Here is a 16,488-nt window from a genome sequence, read left to right as displayed (position 1 = left end):
GAGGTGACGTTGCTGCCGGAACCGTCAGTGACGGTGTAGCTGACGGTCGGCACCGTGCCGTTGTAGTTGGCATCCGGCGTAAAGGTGTAGGCGCCATTGGCCCCGATCACCAGGGTGCCGACGTTGGCGATGGTCGCGGTCTGGCCGGCGTTGAAGGTGCCAGGAACGCCGTCGATGGTGAAGTTCACCACGCTGACCGGACCGTCGACGCTGCTCGTGCCAGTGAGGACGCTACCGGTCACCAGGGCATCTTCAGTGGTGGTCACGCTTTCGCTGAGGTCGGTGAAGTTGTCATCGACCGGGGTGATGCTGATGTTCAAGGACGAGGTGACATTGCTGCCCGAACCGTCGGTGACGGTGTAGCTCACCGTCGGAACGCTGCCGTTGTAGTTGGCGTCGGGGGTGAAGGTGTAAGCGCCATTGGCCCCGATCACCAGGGTGCCGACGTTGGCGATGGTCGCGGTCTGGCCGGCGGTGAAAGTGCCAGGAACGCCATCGATGGTGAAATTAACCACGCTGACCGGACCGTCGACGCTCGAGGTGCCCGTCAACACGCTGCCGGTTACCGGGGCATCCTCAGCGGTGGTCACGCTTTCACTGGCATCGATAAAGCTGTCATCAACCGGCGTAACACCGATGTTCAGCGTCGAGGTGGAACCGTCGGTGACGGTGTAGCTCACGGTCGGCACCGTGCCGTTGTAATTGGCGTCCGGTGTGAAGGTGTAAGCGCCGTCGGCCCCGACCACCAGGGTGCCAACGTTGGCGATGGTCGCCGTCTGGCCCGCTGTGAAGGTGCCAGGAACACCATCAATAGTGAAGGTGACCACGTTCAGGGCGTTATCGATGTCGCTGTCGTTGCTCAGCACATTGCCGATCGCGGTGGTGTCTTCAGCAATGGTTTGGGTGTCGGCAGTCAAAACGCTCGGATCATCGACCGCTGTCACGGTGAGGTCCAGCGTGCTGCTCGAGCCGGTGTTGGTGGTGTACGTGATTTGCGGTACGGCACCGTTGTAGTTGGCGTCCGGAGTAAAGGTGTAGTTGCCATTGGCACCGATGGTCAACGTACCGACGCCGACGATGGTCGCTGTCTGGCCTGCGATGAAACTGCCGGTGACGCCGGCGATGGTGAAGCTGGTGACGCTGAGCGGCGTCTCGGCATCGCTATCGTTGTTCAGTACGTTGCCCGTCGCGATGCTGTCTTCGGCCAGAGTGCCCGTATCCGCGGTCAGTACACTCGGAGCGTTGAAGGTCGTGAGGGTCGTGGTGTTCTGGTTGCCAGTATCGAGCGTAGTGGGAGCAGCCGTGGACTCAAGACCGGTGGTTGGGAAGCCGATGGTTGGGTCGACGCGGCCAGCCGTGGCGTCGAGCATGACGAAGCTGTGACCGCCCCCGGCGGCACCACCCGAACCTGCGGCAGTCGGGCCCGCGGCGGTGGCTTCAAGGTCTTTGGTCGGGTCGGCACCGGCGGCAATGGCCTGTTGCAGCTCTTCAACGGACGGCGCGGCTTGTGCGGTGGCGGCTGCCAGGTCAACACTGGAGTCCGGCGCGTCAGCGCTCCATTGGGTGTCGCGGCCCAGATCGAGTGTGCGGCCATCGGCCAGTTCCAGGGACACGGCACCGGATAGGCCTGTGTCGATCTGGTCCCCGGCGGACAGTTTGTCGCCTTCAACGAGAACGCGGCGGATGCCCTCTGGGGACACCACGAAAACTTGACCGACAATGCTTTTGACGATGGCCACAACACTGCTCATTGAAGACTCTCCGGGGTGTCACGTTCAGTTGACTTCCATAGACCTGATGGCGTCTGCGCCGACCAGACTGGACGTTCATTGCAAAATAGATGCACAAGTTTGACGCTGCAATTCGTCAATATTTTGGCTATATTTTTTCGCTATTAACTTTATGCCAAACTATTGACCTTCTTGGAGCCATCCTAAACAATCGTCCCAGTAATGTCACATTGATATTTGAGCTGTGACCCTGTCTTCGGTATGTGATCCAGTTCCGCTTTTGAGCTTTCCGACATACGGTCACTCCGCTTGCCATCTTCCGACACCGCGCGCTTTTCAGCCGTGATTCAAGACAAGAAGTCCTGGGAAATTCCTACAATGCGTTCGCCTTTGTTCATGGCTCTACCTTTCGTCCTCGCCGCGTCTTTTGTCCAGGCGCAATCCTTACCAGAAGCCATGCAACAAGCGCTGGATGTCCATCCAGAGGTCCAGGCCGGCGTCAACAGCCGGTTGGCTGCGGACTATCAGTTGAGGGCTGCGAAGGGTGGGTACTTGCCACGGGTCGATCTGCTGGGCGGTTATGGTCGTGAAGGCACCGATAGCGTGACGACTCGAGACGGCAGCAACAATCACTTCGAAACCCTGAATCGCAGTGAATCAAGTTTGCGACTGACCCAAATGGTCTTTGACGGTTTTGCGACGACCAGCGAAGTAGGGCGTCAACAAGCCACCGTCAACTCCCGTGCCTATTCGCTGCTGAGTACTTCCGAGCGTACCGGGTTGACCGTGGCCCAGGTCTATCTCGACGTGCTGACCCGTCGCGAGTTCGTGCGCCTGGCCGAGGACAACCTCAAGAGCCACCAACGCATTTACGACCAGATCCAGCTGCGCACCCAGCGTGGCGTCGGCAGCGGTGCCGATCTCGATCAGGCGGAGGCGCGGATGGCCCAGGCGCGCAACAACCTGATCACCGAGCAGACCAACCTGGCTGATGCCGAGACCAACTACCTGTCCGCTGTCGGCCAGATGCCCGATCAACTGGAACGCCCGGCGAGTTTCCTGGCGCTGATGCCGGCCAACCTGAATGAAGCCCGCGCGCAGATGCTGGAAAACAGCCCGATCCTGCGCTCGGCCGAATCCGACATCGCCGCCGCCGAAAAGCAGTACGACACGGCCAAGTCGACCTTCTACCCACGCTTCGATGCTGAGCTGGGTCGCAGCGCCGACAACGATATCGATGGTCAGAACGGCCACAACAACGAGTGGCAGGCCATGCTGCGCATGCGCTTCAACCTGTATGCCGGCGGCAGCAACAAGGCCGACCTGGAGTCCAAGGCCTACCTGTCGAACCAGGCGCTGGACATCCGCAACAACGCCCTACGCCAGTTGAATGAAGAACTTGGCCTGGCCTGGAACGCCCTGAACAACGCCAATGCCCAGGTGCCGATCGCCCAGCAGTACGTTGATCACAGCACCGCCGTGCGTACCGCTTACCAGCGTCAGTTCAGCCTTGGCGAGCGCACTCTGCTCGATTTGCTCGACAGCGAGAACGAGCTGTTCTCCTCTTCTCGCCGTCTGGCGGAGATCAAGAACATTCAGTTATTTACTCAATACCGAATCAAGGCGACCATGGGCGAGTTGCTCAAGAGCCAGGGAGTGGTCGCACCGTTGGCATCCGTTGTGCAGAACGACGTGAAGCCCAAGGTCCAATTGCCCGGTATGAATTGAGCAGGACCTTCATTGTTCAATTGTTAGCCAAGAGTGCCGAGCGTGGAATCAGAAGTCAGTCGGGTTCAACTCATTCATGATCCACGCGCGTTGCATGACGATCCGTTGCTGGATGGTCTGCTCGCTCTTTGCATGCTGCACCAGAAGCCGGCCAGCGCGGCCATGCTCACCACCGGCCTGCCACTGCCCGAGCAGCGTTTGAGTGTCGAGTTGCTGCCTCGTGCGGCGGCTCGCGCGGGGCTGCAAGGTCGGGTGCTGCAGCGCAAGCTGGAGGACATTCCGCCGATTGCCATGCCGGCACTGTTGCTGCTCAAGGACGGTCGCAGTGCCGTGCTGCTTGGCTGGCAAGGCGAAGATCAGGTGCGGGTGCTGCTCAGCGAAAGCGATGGCGGTGAGTCCCTGGTCAGCCGCGAGCTGCTGGCCGACGATTACACCGGCAAGGTCTTTTTTGCCCAGCCGCAGCACAAGTTCGACGTCAATCACGGCACACTGATTCCGCGTGCGCGCTCGTGGTTCCGCGACACCCTCAAACGTTCGCGCTGGTTGTACGCCGACGCCATCGCCGCCAGTTTCCTGATCAACATCATTGCCATGGCCGCGCCGTTGTTCGTGATGAACGTCTACGACCGTGTCGTGCCGAACCAGGCCGAAGCGACGCTATGGGTGCTGGCTGTCGGCATCTCTGGCGCCTACCTCTTCGACCTGATCCTGAAAAGCCTGCGCAGCCTGTGCCTGGATCTGGCCGGCAAGAAAACCGACCTGATTATCTCGGCCACGCTGTTCGAGCGCATCGTCGGCATGACCATGAAGTACCGGCCGGCACGGGTCGGCAGTTTTGCCCAGAACATCCATGAATTTCAGAGCCTGCGCGATTTCCTCGCCTCGCTGACCCTCACCAGCCTGATCGACCTGCCGTTTACCCTCCTGATTTTCATGGTTATCGCGATCCTCGGCGGCCATCTGGTGTGGATACCGGTGCTGGCATTCCCGATAGCCCTGGCCATCGGCTATGCGTTGCAGAAACCCCTGGTAGCGACCATGGAGCGGACCATGGCGCTGGGGGCCGAGCGTCAGTCGAGCCTGATCGAAACCCTGGCCGGGCTGGATGCGGTAAAGGTCAACAACGCCGAAAGCGAACGGCAGTATCAGTGGGAGCAGACCATCGGCACCCTCAGTCGCCTAGAATTGCGGGTGAAGATGCTGTCCGGCCTGGCGATGAACATCACCTTGCTGATCCAGCAACTGGCCGGGGTGATCATGATCGTCTTCGGTGTGTACCAGATCATCGACGGTCACCTGAGCATGGGCGGCCTGATTGCCTGCTACATGCTCAGTGGCCGTGCGCTCAGCCCGCTGGCGTCGCTCTCCGGGTTGCTGACCCGCTATCAGCAGGCACGGGTGACCATGACGTCCGTCGACCAAATGATGGAACTGCCCCAGGAGCGCAATTTCGAAGAGCGCCCGCTCAGCCGCAAGGTGTTGCAGGGCGCGATTGAATGTCGCCAGCTCAATTTCACTTACCCCGAACAGCAGAACCTGGCGCTGAAGAACATCAATCTGTCGATTCATCCCGGCGAGAAGATCGGCATCATTGGCCGAAGCGGCTCGGGCAAGAGCTCGCTGGCCAAACTTCTGGTGGGGCTCTATCAGCCGGATGATGGCTCGTTGTTGGTCGATGGCGTGGATATCCGCCAGATCGACGTCAGCGAGCTGCGCTACAACATCGGCTACGTGCCCCAGGACATTCAGTTGCTCGCCGGCACCTTGCGCGACAACCTGGTTTCCGGTGCGCGGTATGTCGAGGATGAACTGGTGCTGCAAGCGGCAGAGCTGGCCGGTGTCCACGAATATGCGCGCCTGCATCCGCAGGGGTATGAGCTGCAAGTGGGCGAGCGCGGGCAGAACCTCTCCGGCGGCCAGCGGCAAAACGTGGCCCTGGCCCGTGCGTTACTGCTCAATCCGCCGATCCTGCTGCTCGACGAGCCGACCAGTGCCATGGATAACACCGGTGAAGAGCGCCTCAAGCAGCGCCTGGCAGCCGTGATCGAAAACAAGACCGTGGTGCTGGTGACACACCGGGCATCGCTGTTGTCGCTGGTGGATCGGCTGATCGTGATCGACCGCGGGCAGATACTCGCCGACGGTCCGAAAGCCGCGGTGATGGAAGCGTTGAAGAAGGGGCAGATCAGTGTTGCTTAAGTCGGGTAAGGGTTCGATCCTTCGCTACTTCAGGGGCTCTGCTTCGCTTCAGGGCCAGCCGCTGCCGGAGGTCAACAAGGCGTTGATCGAAGATGCGCCGCGCGTGGTGCGGCTGACGATCTGGTCGATCATCGCGTTCTTTGTATTCCTGATGTTCTGGGCCAACTTCGCGGTCATCGACGAAGTGACCAAGGGCGATGGCAAGGCGATTCCGTCGTCGAAGATCCAGAAAATCCAGAACCTTGAGGGCGGTATCATTTCCGAGCTGTTCGTCAAGGAGGGCCAGATCGTCGACGCGGGTGCACCGCTGCTTCGCCTGGACGACACTCGATTTGCGTCGAACGTTGGTGAAACCGAGGCCGACCGGTTGTCGATGGTGCTGCGGGTCGAGCGCCTGAGCGCCGAGGTCGACGATCGTCCGCTGAACTTCCCCGAGGATGTACTCAAGGCCGTGCCGGGTCAGGCCAAGAGCGAAGAGTCGCTCTATATCAGCCGCCGCCAGCAGTTGCACGACGAAATTGGCGGCTTGCAGGAGCAGTTGATCCAGCGCCAGCAGGAGCTGCGCGAGTTCACCTCCAAGCAGGCGCAGTACCGCCAGCAATTGGGCTTTCAGCGTCAGGAAATCAGCATGTCCGAGCCATTGGTGGCCCAGGGCGCGGTATCGCCGGTGGAAGTCCTGCGCCTCAGGCGTGCCGAAGCGGAGACCCGTGGTCAGCTCGACGCCACCACCCTGGCTATTCCGCGAGCCGAGTCGGCGATCAAGGAAGTACAGCGCAAAATTGACGAAACTCGCGGCAAGTTCCGTAGCGAAGCCCTGACCCAACTCAATGAAGCACGCACCGAACTGAACAAGGCCCAAGCCACCGGCAAGGCCCTGGAAGACCGGGTCAGCCGGACGCTGGTCACCTCGCCGGTGCGGGGTATCGTCAACAAGCTGCTGGTCAATACCATCGGCGGGGTTATCCAGCCAGGCAGCGACCTGGTGGAAATCGTGCCGCTGGACGACACTTTGCTGGTCGAGGCGAAGATCCGCCCGCAGGACATCGCGTTCCTGCACCCGGGGCAGGAAGCGACGGTGAAATTCACCGCCTATGACTACACCATCTACGGTGGGCTGAAGGCCAAGCTGGAACAGATCGGTGCCGACACCATTACCGACGAAGACAAGAAAACCACCTACTACATCATCAAACTGCGCACCGACCGCAGCCACTTGGGCACCGACGAAAAACCCCTGTTGATCATTCCGGGGATGGTGGCTTCCGTGGACATCATCACCGGCAAGAAGACCATCCTCAGCTACCTGCTCAAACCGATCATCCGCGCGCGGGCCGAGGCGCTGCACGAGCGGTAATTCGTCATTGAGGCTGATGGCCCCATCGCGAGCAGGCTCGCTCCCACATGGATTTTTTGCTGGATCACAAATTTGTGCCCAGCGGAGAACCCCTGTGGGAGCGAGCCTGCTCGCGAAGGCGTCAGTGGAAACACCACAACCCTGTCAGTAAGTGACAAATAACGTCACTCCGCATTCCACGCAGTCCCTTAGCAATCGCCATATCGTTATTCATTAACGGTATTTAAATTTCAATTCTTATACCTATAAAGTCAATCTCCTGCGTACCTGCCGACCAATCGGCGCGCCGCACGACACGAACCAACACGGGACCTCCGTGAGTTTCTGATCGACGCGCGCGCCCTTGAGCGTGCCGTGCGTGGGAGTGATTTATGTCTGCAGCTTCAGCTTCGCCAAGCATCGCGCCACAATTCTTTGAAATCCGCCCGTTCAGCGGAGCGGTGGGCGCCGAAATCCTCGGCCTCGATTTGTCCCGCCCGATCAATGACCAGGACTTCGCACGCATTCACCGCGCGCACCTGGACCATCATGTGGTGGTGTTCCGCGACCAACGCATCACCCCCGAACAGCACATCGACTTCAGCCGTCGTTTTGGCGTGTTGCAGATTCACGTGCTCAAGCAGTTCCTGCTGGCAGGGCATCCGGAAATCCTCATCGTTTCCAACATCGTCGAAAACGGCCAGAACATCGGCCTGGGCGACGCCGGCAAGTTCTGGCATTCCGATCTCTCCTATAAACAACTGCCGAGCCTGGGCTCGATGCTGCATGCCCAGGAGCTGCCATCGGAGGGCGGCGATACGCTGTTCGCCGACATGCACAAGGCCTGGGACAACCTGCCCGAGGCGCTGCGCAAAGCGGTGGAAGGCCGATCGGCCGCGCACTCCTACACGGCGCGTTACAGCGAAACCAAATTCGAAGGCAACTGGCGCCCGACCCTGACCCCGGAGCAGCTGGCCCAGGTCGCCGAAGTCGTGCACCCGGTCGTGCGGACACACCCGGAAAACGGCCGCAAGGCCTTGTTCGTCAGCGAGGGTTTCACCACCCGCATCATTGGCCTGCCGGAGGACGAGAGCCAACAACTGTTGGCCGAGCTCTACGCCCACAGCGTGTTGCCGCAAAACATCTACCGCCATCAATGGCAGCCCCATGACCTGGTGTTCTGGGACAACCGTTCGCTGATCCACCTTGCTGCCGGATGCCCCAGCCATCTGCGCCGCAAGCTGTATCGCACCACCATCCAGGGCGACGCGCCTTTCTGAATTGCCGGAGAATTGATCATGTCCAAACGTCTGCCCTTTGCACCCCTGGCCGCCGCCATCGGCCTGGGTTTCAGCCTGATCGCCGGCAGCCTGGTGGCGCCGACCGTGGCCCACGCCGAAGGTGAAATCCGCATCGCCGAACAGTTCGGCATCGTCTACCTGCTGCTCAACGTGGTGCGCGATCAGAACCTGATCGAGAAGTACGGCAAGCAGGAAGGTATCGACATCAAGGTCGACTGGACCCAGCTCTCCGGCGGCGCGGCGGTCAACGATGCGCTGCTGTCCGGCTCGATCGACATTGCCGGTGCCGGTGTCGGCCCGCTGCTGACCATCTGGGATCGCACCCACGGCAAGCAGAACGTCAAGGCCGTGGCTTCCCTCGGTAACTTCCCGTATTACCTGGTGAGCAACAACCCCAAGGTCAAGACCATTGCCGATTTCACCGAGAAGGACCGCATCGCGGTGCCGGCGGTGGGCGTGTCGGTGCAGTCGCGCTTCCTGCAATACGCGGCCGCCAGGCAGTGGGGCGACAAGGAATTCAACCGCCTCGACAAGTACACCATCGCCGTTCCGCATCCTGATGCCACGGCTGCGCTGATCGCTGGCGGAACCGAGTTGACCGGCCACTTCTCCAACCCGCCATTCCAGGATCAGGCGCTGGAAAATCCCAATGTACACGTGGTGCTGAACACCTATGACCTGCTCGGCCCGAACTCGCCGACTGTTCTGTTCGCCACCGAGAAATTCCGCAACGAGAACCCGAAAACCTACAAGGCCTTCATCGAAGCGCTGACCGAGGCCGCACAGTTTGCGCAGAACGATAAAGGCGCAGCGGCGGACACTTACATCCGCGTGACCAAGGCCAAAATCGACCGCGCCGCGTTGCTGAAAATCATCGACAACCCGCAGTTCGAATTCAGCGTCACGCCGAAAAACACTTACCCGTTGGCCGAGTTCCTCTACCGCGTCGGCGCGATCAAAAACAAACCGGACTCGTGGAAGGATTATTTCTTCCAGGACGCCAAGCCGCTGCAAGGGAGCTGACCGAAATGAACGCCCCTTTGCAAGGCCACACGGTCAGCAATCCGATCGCGGCAGCCCAGGCGCTGCTGTCGGTCGATAACGTCAGCCTCGAGTACCGCACGCCGCAGCGGGTGGTGCGGGCGACCCATCAAGTCAGCTTTGAGATCGATCCGGCGGACCGTTTTGTCCTGCTCGGGCCTTCCGGTTGCGGCAAGTCGACCTTGCTCAAGGCCGCCGCCGGATTCATCCAGCCCGTGGAAGGTGAGATCCGTCTGCAAGGCCAGCGCGTCGATGCGCCGGGGCCGGACCGGATCGTGGTGTTCCAGGAGTTTGATCAACTGCCGCCGTGGAAAACCGTCAAACAGAACGTGATGTTTCCGCTGCTCGCCTCGAAAACCCTCAGGCGCAAAGAGGCTGAAGAGCGGGCGTTGCACTACCTGGAGAAGGTCGGTCTGGCGGCGTTTGCCGATGCCTATCCGCACACCTTGTCCGGTGGCATGAAGGCTCGGGTTGCCATCGCCCGGGCGCTGGCGATGCAGCCGAAAATCCTCCTGATGGACGAACCCTTCGCCGCCCTCGATGCGCTGACCCGACGCAAGATGCAGGAGGAACTGCTGCTGCTTTGGGAAGAGGTGCGCTTCACGCTGCTGTTCGTCACGCATTCCATCGAAGAGGCGCTGGTGGTGGGTAACCGCATTCTGTTGCTGTCACCGCATCCGGGGCGAGTGCGGGCGGAAGTGCACAGCCACCAATACGATTTGCACAGCCTCGGCGGTGTGGCGTTTCAGGAATCGGCGCGCCGCATTCACCGGCTGTTGTTCGACGAAGGTCAATCGCCGCAAGCCGAGCATGAGCTGGATTTCGCTGACATCCGCATCGCGTATTGAGCCAGTTGAGAGGAGGGTCCGATGAGCCATTTATCATCCCCGCGTGAAGCGTTCGAAACGGTTTTGCAGCCACTGACCAGCGTGCCGCTGGAGCGTGAACTGCCCCTTGGCCAGCGCCTGTGGCAACAGGGCTGGTTGCGTAAAAGCCTGATCCTGGTGTTGCTCGCCGTGCTCTGGGAAGCCGTTGCGCGCTATCAGAACAACGATCTGCTGCTGCCGGGCTTTTTGCAGACCGCTCACGCGCTGTACGACGGCCTGCTCAGTGGCGAGTTGCTGGGCAAGGTGTGGATCTCTTTGGTGGTGTTGCTCAAGGGTTACCTGATCGGCATCGTCCTGGCGTTTGGCCTGACGACGCTGGCGGTGTCGACGCAATTCGGTCGCGACTTGCTCAGTACCCTGACTTCGATGTTCAACCCGTTGCCCGCTATCGCACTATTGCCGCTGGCGCTGTTGTGGTTCGGCCTGGGGCAGAACAGCCTGATTTTCGTACTGGTGCATTCGGTGCTTTGGGCCTTGGCGCTGAACACCTACGCCGGGTTTCTCGGCGTCTCGGAAACCCTGCGCATGGCCGGGCGCAACTATGGCCTCAAGGGCATGCGTTTTGTGCTGTTCATCCTGATCCCGGCGGCGCTGCCGTCGATCCTCGCCGGGTTGAAAATCGGCTGGGCTTTTGCCTGGCGGACGTTGATTGCTGCCGAGTTGGTGTTTGGCGCGACCAGCGGCAAGGGTGGGTTGGGGTGGTACATCTTTCAGAATCGCAATGAGCTGTACACCGACAAGGTGTTTGCCGGCCTGGCGGTGGTGATTCTGATTGGGTTGCTGGTGGAGAATCTGGTGTTTGATTCGTTGGAGCGGGTGACGGTGAAGCGCTGGGGGATGCAGCGCTGATCGAAAATCAAAAGATCGCATTCCTCTGTAGGAGCTGCCGAAGGCTGCGATCTTTTGACCTGCTAGCATTGCACCTGGATCAATCCTGATCGGTCATGAGTGCCCTGCATGCAACTCCCGGACATGAACCTGCTGGTCGCCCTCGACGCCTTGCTCGACGAGGGCAGTGTGGTGGGGGCGGCGCGGCGGATGAACCTGAGCCCGGCGGCCATGAGCCGGACGTTGACGCGCATCCGCGAAGCCATTGGCGACCCGATCCTGGTGCGCGCCGGCCGTGGCCTGGTGCCGACACCCAAGGCGCTGGAATTGCGCGAGCAAGTGCGCAGCGTTGTCGAGCAGGCCGGGTTGCTGTTTCGTTCGGCCGATGCGGTGGAGCTGAGTTCGCTGCGGCGGCGGTTCAGTATTCGGGCCAATGACTTCTTTGTCGGTGTCTACGGCGGCAGGTTGTTCGACACCCTCGACCGGCAGGCGCCGCACTGCGAATTGCGGTTCGTCCCGGAAGGCGATGGCGATGATGAGGCCTTGCGCGAAGGGCGGATCGATCTGAGCGTCAGCAACACACGGCCGTTGACCCCGGAAGTGAAGGTTCAGAACCTGTTTTCCACCCATTTCGTCGGCCTGGTGCGTGAGGATCATCCGCTGCTGGACGAAGAGATCACGGCAGAGCGCTATGCCGGTTATTCGCATATCAGCATGTCCCGGCGTGGCATTGCCCGGGGGCCGATCGATACCGCGCTCAATGCCCTGGGCCTGGAGCGGCGGGTGGCGGTGATCGCGCCAAGTTTTCATGCGGCGATGTTTGCCCTGCCCGATTCCGACCTGATTCTGCCGGTGCCCAAGGAAGCCTTGCTGAGTGTGCGGCGGCTGGGGTTGAAACTGCGCTCGTTCAACCTGCCGATTCCGTTGCCGACCCTGATGCTGACCCAGGCCTGGCACCCGCGCTTCGACAAGGACCCGGCGCACCGCTGGCTGCGTGAAACCCTGAAAACCTGCTGCGATGAGACGTGGCTGGCTGCGCAGCCTGAAAATCACCGCTGAACCCCTGTGGGAGCGAGCCTGCTCGCGAAGGCGTTGGGTCAGTCAGTATCAATGTTGAATGAAAAACCGCATTCGCGAGCAGGCTCGCTCCCACAGAGGTCCTTCATCATTGCGTCTGGCGCACTTATAACCTGCCAATAAGTTGATTTTCGTCAGGCATCACGCTTTTTAGAATGCTTCGGTCTTTCCACGCCGGAGCTCGCAGTACATGACTTCCCTTACGGTCACGGCACCTGTCGCTGCAGCCGCACCGCCGGTTTTCGGCCCACGGATCATCATCGGCCTGGTGGGTGTGCTGCTGGCGGTGCTGGTGTCGGGCCTGAACGAAATGGTGACCAAGGTCGCGCTCGCCGACATCCGCGGTGCATTGGCCATCGGCTACGACGAAGGCACCTGGCTGGTCGCCTGTTACACGGCGACGTCGGTGGCGGCCATGGCGTTTGCGCCGTGGTGTGCGGTGACGTTCTCGTTGCGGCGTTTCACCCTGTGCGCCATCAGCCTGTTCACCCTGTTGGGTGTGTTGTGCCCCTTCGCCCCGAATTACGAAAGTCTGCTGTTGCTGCGCACCTTGCAAGGCCTGGCGGGTGGTGCACTGCCCCCCATGCTGATGACCGTGGCCCTGCGGTTTCTGCCCGCCAACGTGAAGTTGTATGGCCTGGCCGGTTATGCCCTGACGGCGACGTTCGGTCCGGGCCTGGGCACGCCATTGGCCGGGCTGTGGACCGAATACGTCGGCTGGCAATGGACCTTCTGGCAAATCATCGCGCCGTGCCTGATTGCCATGGCCGCGGTAGCGTACGGCTTGCCCCAGGATCCGCTGCGCCTGGAGCGCTTCAAATCCTTCAACTGGCGCGGATTGCTGCTGGGTTTTCCTGCCATCTGCATGCTGGTGATCGGCATCCTGCAGGGCAACCGCCTGGACTGGTTCGAGTCGAACCTGATCTGCGGATTGCTCGGTGGCGGGCTGTTGCTGCTGGTGCTGTTCTTGGGCGGCGAGTGGTCGCAGCCGATGCCGTTTTTCAAGATGCAGATGCTCGGCATCCGTAACTTGTCTTTCGCCCTGCTGACCCTGGCGGGCGTGCTGGTGGTGTTGCAGGCGGTGATCATTATCCCGTCCAGCTATCTGGCGCAGGTCCAAGGTTATCGCCCGGTACAGACCGCACCGATCATGCTGCTGGCGGCGCTGCCGCAATTGATTGCGCTGCCGTTGGTGGCCGCCCTGTGCAACTTTCGCTGGGTTGATTGCCGCTGGGTATTGGGCATCGGCCTGGGCATGCTGGCGTTGTCGTGCGTCGGCGGCTCGCAACTGACGTCCGCGTGGATTCGTGACGATTTCTATGTACTGCAATGGTTGCAGATTTTCGGTCAGCCCATGGCGGTATTGCCGCTGCTGATGCTGTCCACCGGCAGCATCAACCCGATGGAAGGGCCGTTCGCATCGGCTTGGTTCAACACCGTCAAAGGCCTGTCGGCAGTCATCGCCACCGGGGTGATCGAAGCGCTGACCACGGCCCGTCTGCATTTTCACTCGACCATGCTGGTCGATCGCCTCGGCAACTCGCCGCTGGCCGAACGCGACAGCGCAAGTCTCGCTCATCGTCTGCATGAGCAAGCGCTGGTGCTCACGTCCTCTGATCTTTACCTGTGCATGGCCGGTATCGCCGTGACCTTGATCCTGCTGATTTTCTGGCTGCCGACGCGGATCTATCCGCCGCGCACACCGACCTGAATGCTCCACTGAAACAGAAGGTTTTTATGAACACCCAAGCAAAGCAGAAAGTCGCGGTGGCCGTGGCCGTCGCATTGGCCGTCGGTGGGGCGCTGTACCTGGCAATGCCCGGCCTGTTCGGCAAGCGTACCCAGCAGAACACCAACGATGCTTACGTCTCGGCGGATTTCACCCTGGTCGTGCCGCGGGTTGCCGGGTTTATCAAGGAAGTGCTGGTCGAGGACAACCAGCAGGTCAAGGCGGGGCAGTTGCTGGCGCTGATCGACGACCGGGATTTGCGCGCCGCCGCCCAGGCCGCCGACGCCGAAACGCTGGTGGCCAGGGCGCAGTTGCAAAACGCCCGGGCGACTCTGGAGCGCCAGGCATCGGTGATTGCCCAGGCGCAATCTTCGGTGGTTTCGGCCAAGGCGGAAATGGCCTTTGCCGAGCATGAATTGAACCGCTACAAGCACCTCGCCGGGGTGGGCGCCGGCACGGTGCAAAATGCGCAACAGGCGCAAACGCGCATCGACCAGGCTGGCGCACGTCTGGCTAACGCCACGGCAGTGCTGGCGGCGGAGCGCAAGCAGGTGGAGATCCTGACGGCCCAGCGCGATGCGGCGCAAGGCGGTCTGAAGCGGGCGCAAGCGAAGCTGGAAATGGCCAGCTACGAGTTGTCCTATACGCGGATCGTGGCGCCACAGGACGGTATGGTCGGAGAACGCGCGGTGCGGGTCGGCGCCTACGTGACGCCGGGCAGCAAGATCCTCGCCGTGGTGCCGCTGGCGCAGGCTTATGTGATGGCCAATTTCCAGGAAACGCAACTGACGGATGTGCAGCCGGGGCAGGCGGTGCAAGTGCGCGTCGACAGCCTGGGCGGTGCGGCACTCAACGGTCGTGTCGAAAGCATCGCACCGGCCACCGGGGTGACGTTCGCCGCGATCAAACCGGACAATGCCACCGGCAACTTCACCAAGGTGGTGCAGCGGATACCGGTGAAGATCGTGCTGGAGCCGGGGCAGGCGCTGGCCGAGCGCTTGCGGGTTGGGATGTCGGTGGAGGCGAGTATCGATACGGCCACCGCCAAGGCGAAAGAGGTTGTTCAGCGATGAAGATTTTTGTTGGTCGCGCTGACGCCTTCGCGAGCAGGCTCGCTCCCACATTCAAACGCATTCCCCTGTGGGAGCGAGCCTGCTCGCGAAGAGGCCTGTGGCAGCCACTCACCTTCAGTGCCTTGCTCGTCATGAGCCTCAGCGCCTGCACCGTCGGCCCCAATTTCCAAAAGCCCGAAACCACACAAATCACCGAATGGGCAAAACCGGCCAAATCCGCCGCCAGCCAGGCCATCGCCGAAACAATGGCCGAGCGCTGGTGGGAGGTATTCCATGACCCGAAACTCTCGGCCTTGAGCCAGCGCGCCCTGACCGACAACCTCGACCTGAAGCTGGCCGGCAGCCGTTTGCAGCAAAGTCGTGCGGTGCGCCAGGTCATCACTGCCAACCGCTACCCCAACACGGCCGCCAGTGGCAGTTACGGGCGCAATCGCAACAGTGGTGAAGGTCTGAGCGATCCGTCGGGTCACAACGGCCAATCGGCTTTCAACCTGTGGAATGCCGGCTTTTCCGCTTCCTGGGAGTTGGACTTCTGGGGCCGCGTGCGTCGGGAAACCGAAGCGGCCGACGCCACTTTGGAGGTCGCCGAGAACGATCGGCGTGGCGTGCTGCTGTCGGTGCTGGCCGAAACCGCTCAGGACTACATTCAATTGCGCGGTGTGCAGAACACCCGGCTCGTCACCGAACAGAACCTCGACGTCGCCCGCCATAGCCTGAAGCTCTCGCAACTGCGCCTGGCCGACGGCGTCGCGACGGATCTGGATGTCGCCGAGGCCGCCGCGCAGGTGGCGGCCATCGAATCGCGTCTGCCCGCGCTGGAGCAGCGCCAGTGGCAGCTGATCAATGCCTTGAGCCTGTTGATGGGCGAAGCACCCCAGGCATTGGCGGCGGAGTTATCCACAGACGCCCCGGTGCCACAAACGCCCCGCCAGGTTGCCATTGGCTTGCCCTCGCAACTGGCTGAACGTCGACCGGACATTCGCCAGGCCGAAGCGCGACTGCATGCCGCCACGGCGAGCATTGGCGTGGCCAAGGGGGATTTCTATCCGCGAATCATCCTGTCGGGGAGCATCGGCTCCCAAGCCATGCAACTGAGCGATTTCGGCTCCTGGGGTTCGCGTTCGTTCGGGATCGGCCCGCAATTGAGCTTGCCGTTGTTCGACGGTGGCCGTTTGCGAGGCGTACTCCAATTGCGTGAAGCACAACAACAGGAAGCGGCCATTGCCTATCAGCAAACCGTGTTGCGCGCCTGGCATGAAATCGATGACCAACTGACCGCCTACAACGCCAGCCAATTACGCCGCGACAGCCTGGCCGAAGCCGTGCGTCAAAACCGCATTGCGCTGGACACCGCACAACAGCAGTACGTTGAGGGCGTGGTGGATTTCGTCACCGTACTCACCGTGCAAGGGGCGTTGCTAGCCACGCAGGAGCAGTGGGTCGAGAGCTCGACCGGCGTGTCGCTGGCGGCCGTCGGGTTGTACAAGGCGTTGGGTGGGGGTTGGGAGTCGGTGTATCCGTTGAGCGAGACGGCGCAGCGTTAATACACAGGCAATGATGGC

At 61.3% G+C, this 16,488-nt stretch carries 12 protein-coding genes; 11 read left to right on the top strand and 1 reads right to left on the bottom strand.

Annotated features, from left to right (window positions below; genetic code table 11):
* Positions 1–1,751 (bottom strand): retention module-containing protein (locus AC3WJW_RS06565; protein WP_493725513.1); only part of this gene is annotated, 1,751 nt, incomplete at its 3' end.
* 357 nt (positions 1,752–2,108) lie between these two features.
* Here AC3WJW_RS06565 and AC3WJW_RS06560 point away from each other — a divergent pair.
* From AC3WJW_RS06560 to AC3WJW_RS06510, 11 genes are all read left to right on the top strand, one after another.
* Positions 2,109–3,458: a TolC family outer membrane protein gene (locus tag AC3WJW_RS06560; protein WP_493725512.1), complete on the top strand. Its 1,350-nt coding sequence runs from the start codon at positions 2,109–2,111 to the stop codon at positions 3,456–3,458.
* Positions 3,459–3,500: 42 nt separating this feature from the next.
* On the top strand, positions 3,501–5,657 hold the full coding sequence (locus tag AC3WJW_RS06555; protein WP_493725511.1) for a type I secretion system permease/ATPase: 2,157 nt from the start codon (positions 3,501–3,503) through the stop codon (positions 5,655–5,657).
* Entirely contained in the window at positions 5,647–7,011 is a 1,365-nt protein-coding gene (locus AC3WJW_RS06550; protein WP_493725510.1) for an HlyD family type I secretion periplasmic adaptor subunit, read from the top strand. Before AC3WJW_RS06555 ends, AC3WJW_RS06550 begins: the two co-directional genes overlap by 11 nt.
* Positions 7,012–7,382: 371 nt before the next feature.
* Complete coding sequence (locus AC3WJW_RS06545) at positions 7,383–8,270, top strand: TauD/TfdA dioxygenase family protein (RefSeq protein WP_493725509.1); 888 nt, start codon at positions 7,383–7,385, stop codon at positions 8,268–8,270.
* 18 nt (positions 8,271–8,288) lie between these two features.
* Positions 8,289–9,314, top strand: coding sequence for an ABC transporter substrate-binding protein (locus AC3WJW_RS06540; protein ID WP_429397681.1), 1,026 nt, complete (start codon positions 8,289–8,291; stop codon positions 9,312–9,314).
* A gap of 5 nt (positions 9,315–9,319) precedes the next feature.
* Complete coding sequence (locus AC3WJW_RS06535; RefSeq protein WP_493725508.1) at positions 9,320–10,180, top strand: ABC transporter ATP-binding protein; 861 nt, start codon at positions 9,320–9,322, stop codon at positions 10,178–10,180.
* Between the two features lie 21 nt (positions 10,181–10,201).
* The gene (locus AC3WJW_RS06530; protein ID WP_015092951.1) at positions 10,202–11,068 is read left to right on the top strand and encodes an ABC transporter permease; all 867 of its coding nucleotides are present in this window, start codon (positions 10,202–10,204) and stop codon (positions 11,066–11,068) included.
* Positions 11,069–11,176: 108 nt separating this feature from the next.
* Complete coding sequence (locus tag AC3WJW_RS06525) at positions 11,177–12,106, top strand: LysR family transcriptional regulator (RefSeq protein WP_493725507.1); 930 nt, start codon at positions 11,177–11,179, stop codon at positions 12,104–12,106.
* Between the two features lie 208 nt (positions 12,107–12,314).
* Complete coding sequence (locus AC3WJW_RS06520) at positions 12,315–13,835, top strand: MFS transporter (RefSeq protein ID WP_493725506.1); 1,521 nt, start codon at positions 12,315–12,317, stop codon at positions 13,833–13,835.
* Between the two features lie 26 nt (positions 13,836–13,861).
* The gene (locus AC3WJW_RS06515; RefSeq protein ID WP_493725505.1) at positions 13,862–14,926 is read left to right on the top strand and encodes an HlyD family secretion protein; all 1,065 of its coding nucleotides are present in this window, start codon (positions 13,862–13,864) and stop codon (positions 14,924–14,926) included.
* The gene (locus AC3WJW_RS06510) at positions 14,923–16,470 is read left to right on the top strand and encodes an efflux transporter outer membrane subunit (protein ID WP_493725504.1); all 1,548 of its coding nucleotides are present in this window, start codon (positions 14,923–14,925) and stop codon (positions 16,468–16,470) included. Before AC3WJW_RS06515 ends, AC3WJW_RS06510 begins: the two co-directional genes overlap by 4 nt.
* Positions 16,471–16,488: the final 18 nt, after the last annotated feature.

It is taken from the genome of Pseudomonas sp. GW821-FHT07G06, assembly GCF_058986625.1.
Note: the sequence above shows the minus strand (reverse complement) of the source record. Positions and strands in the feature narration are given on the sequence as shown.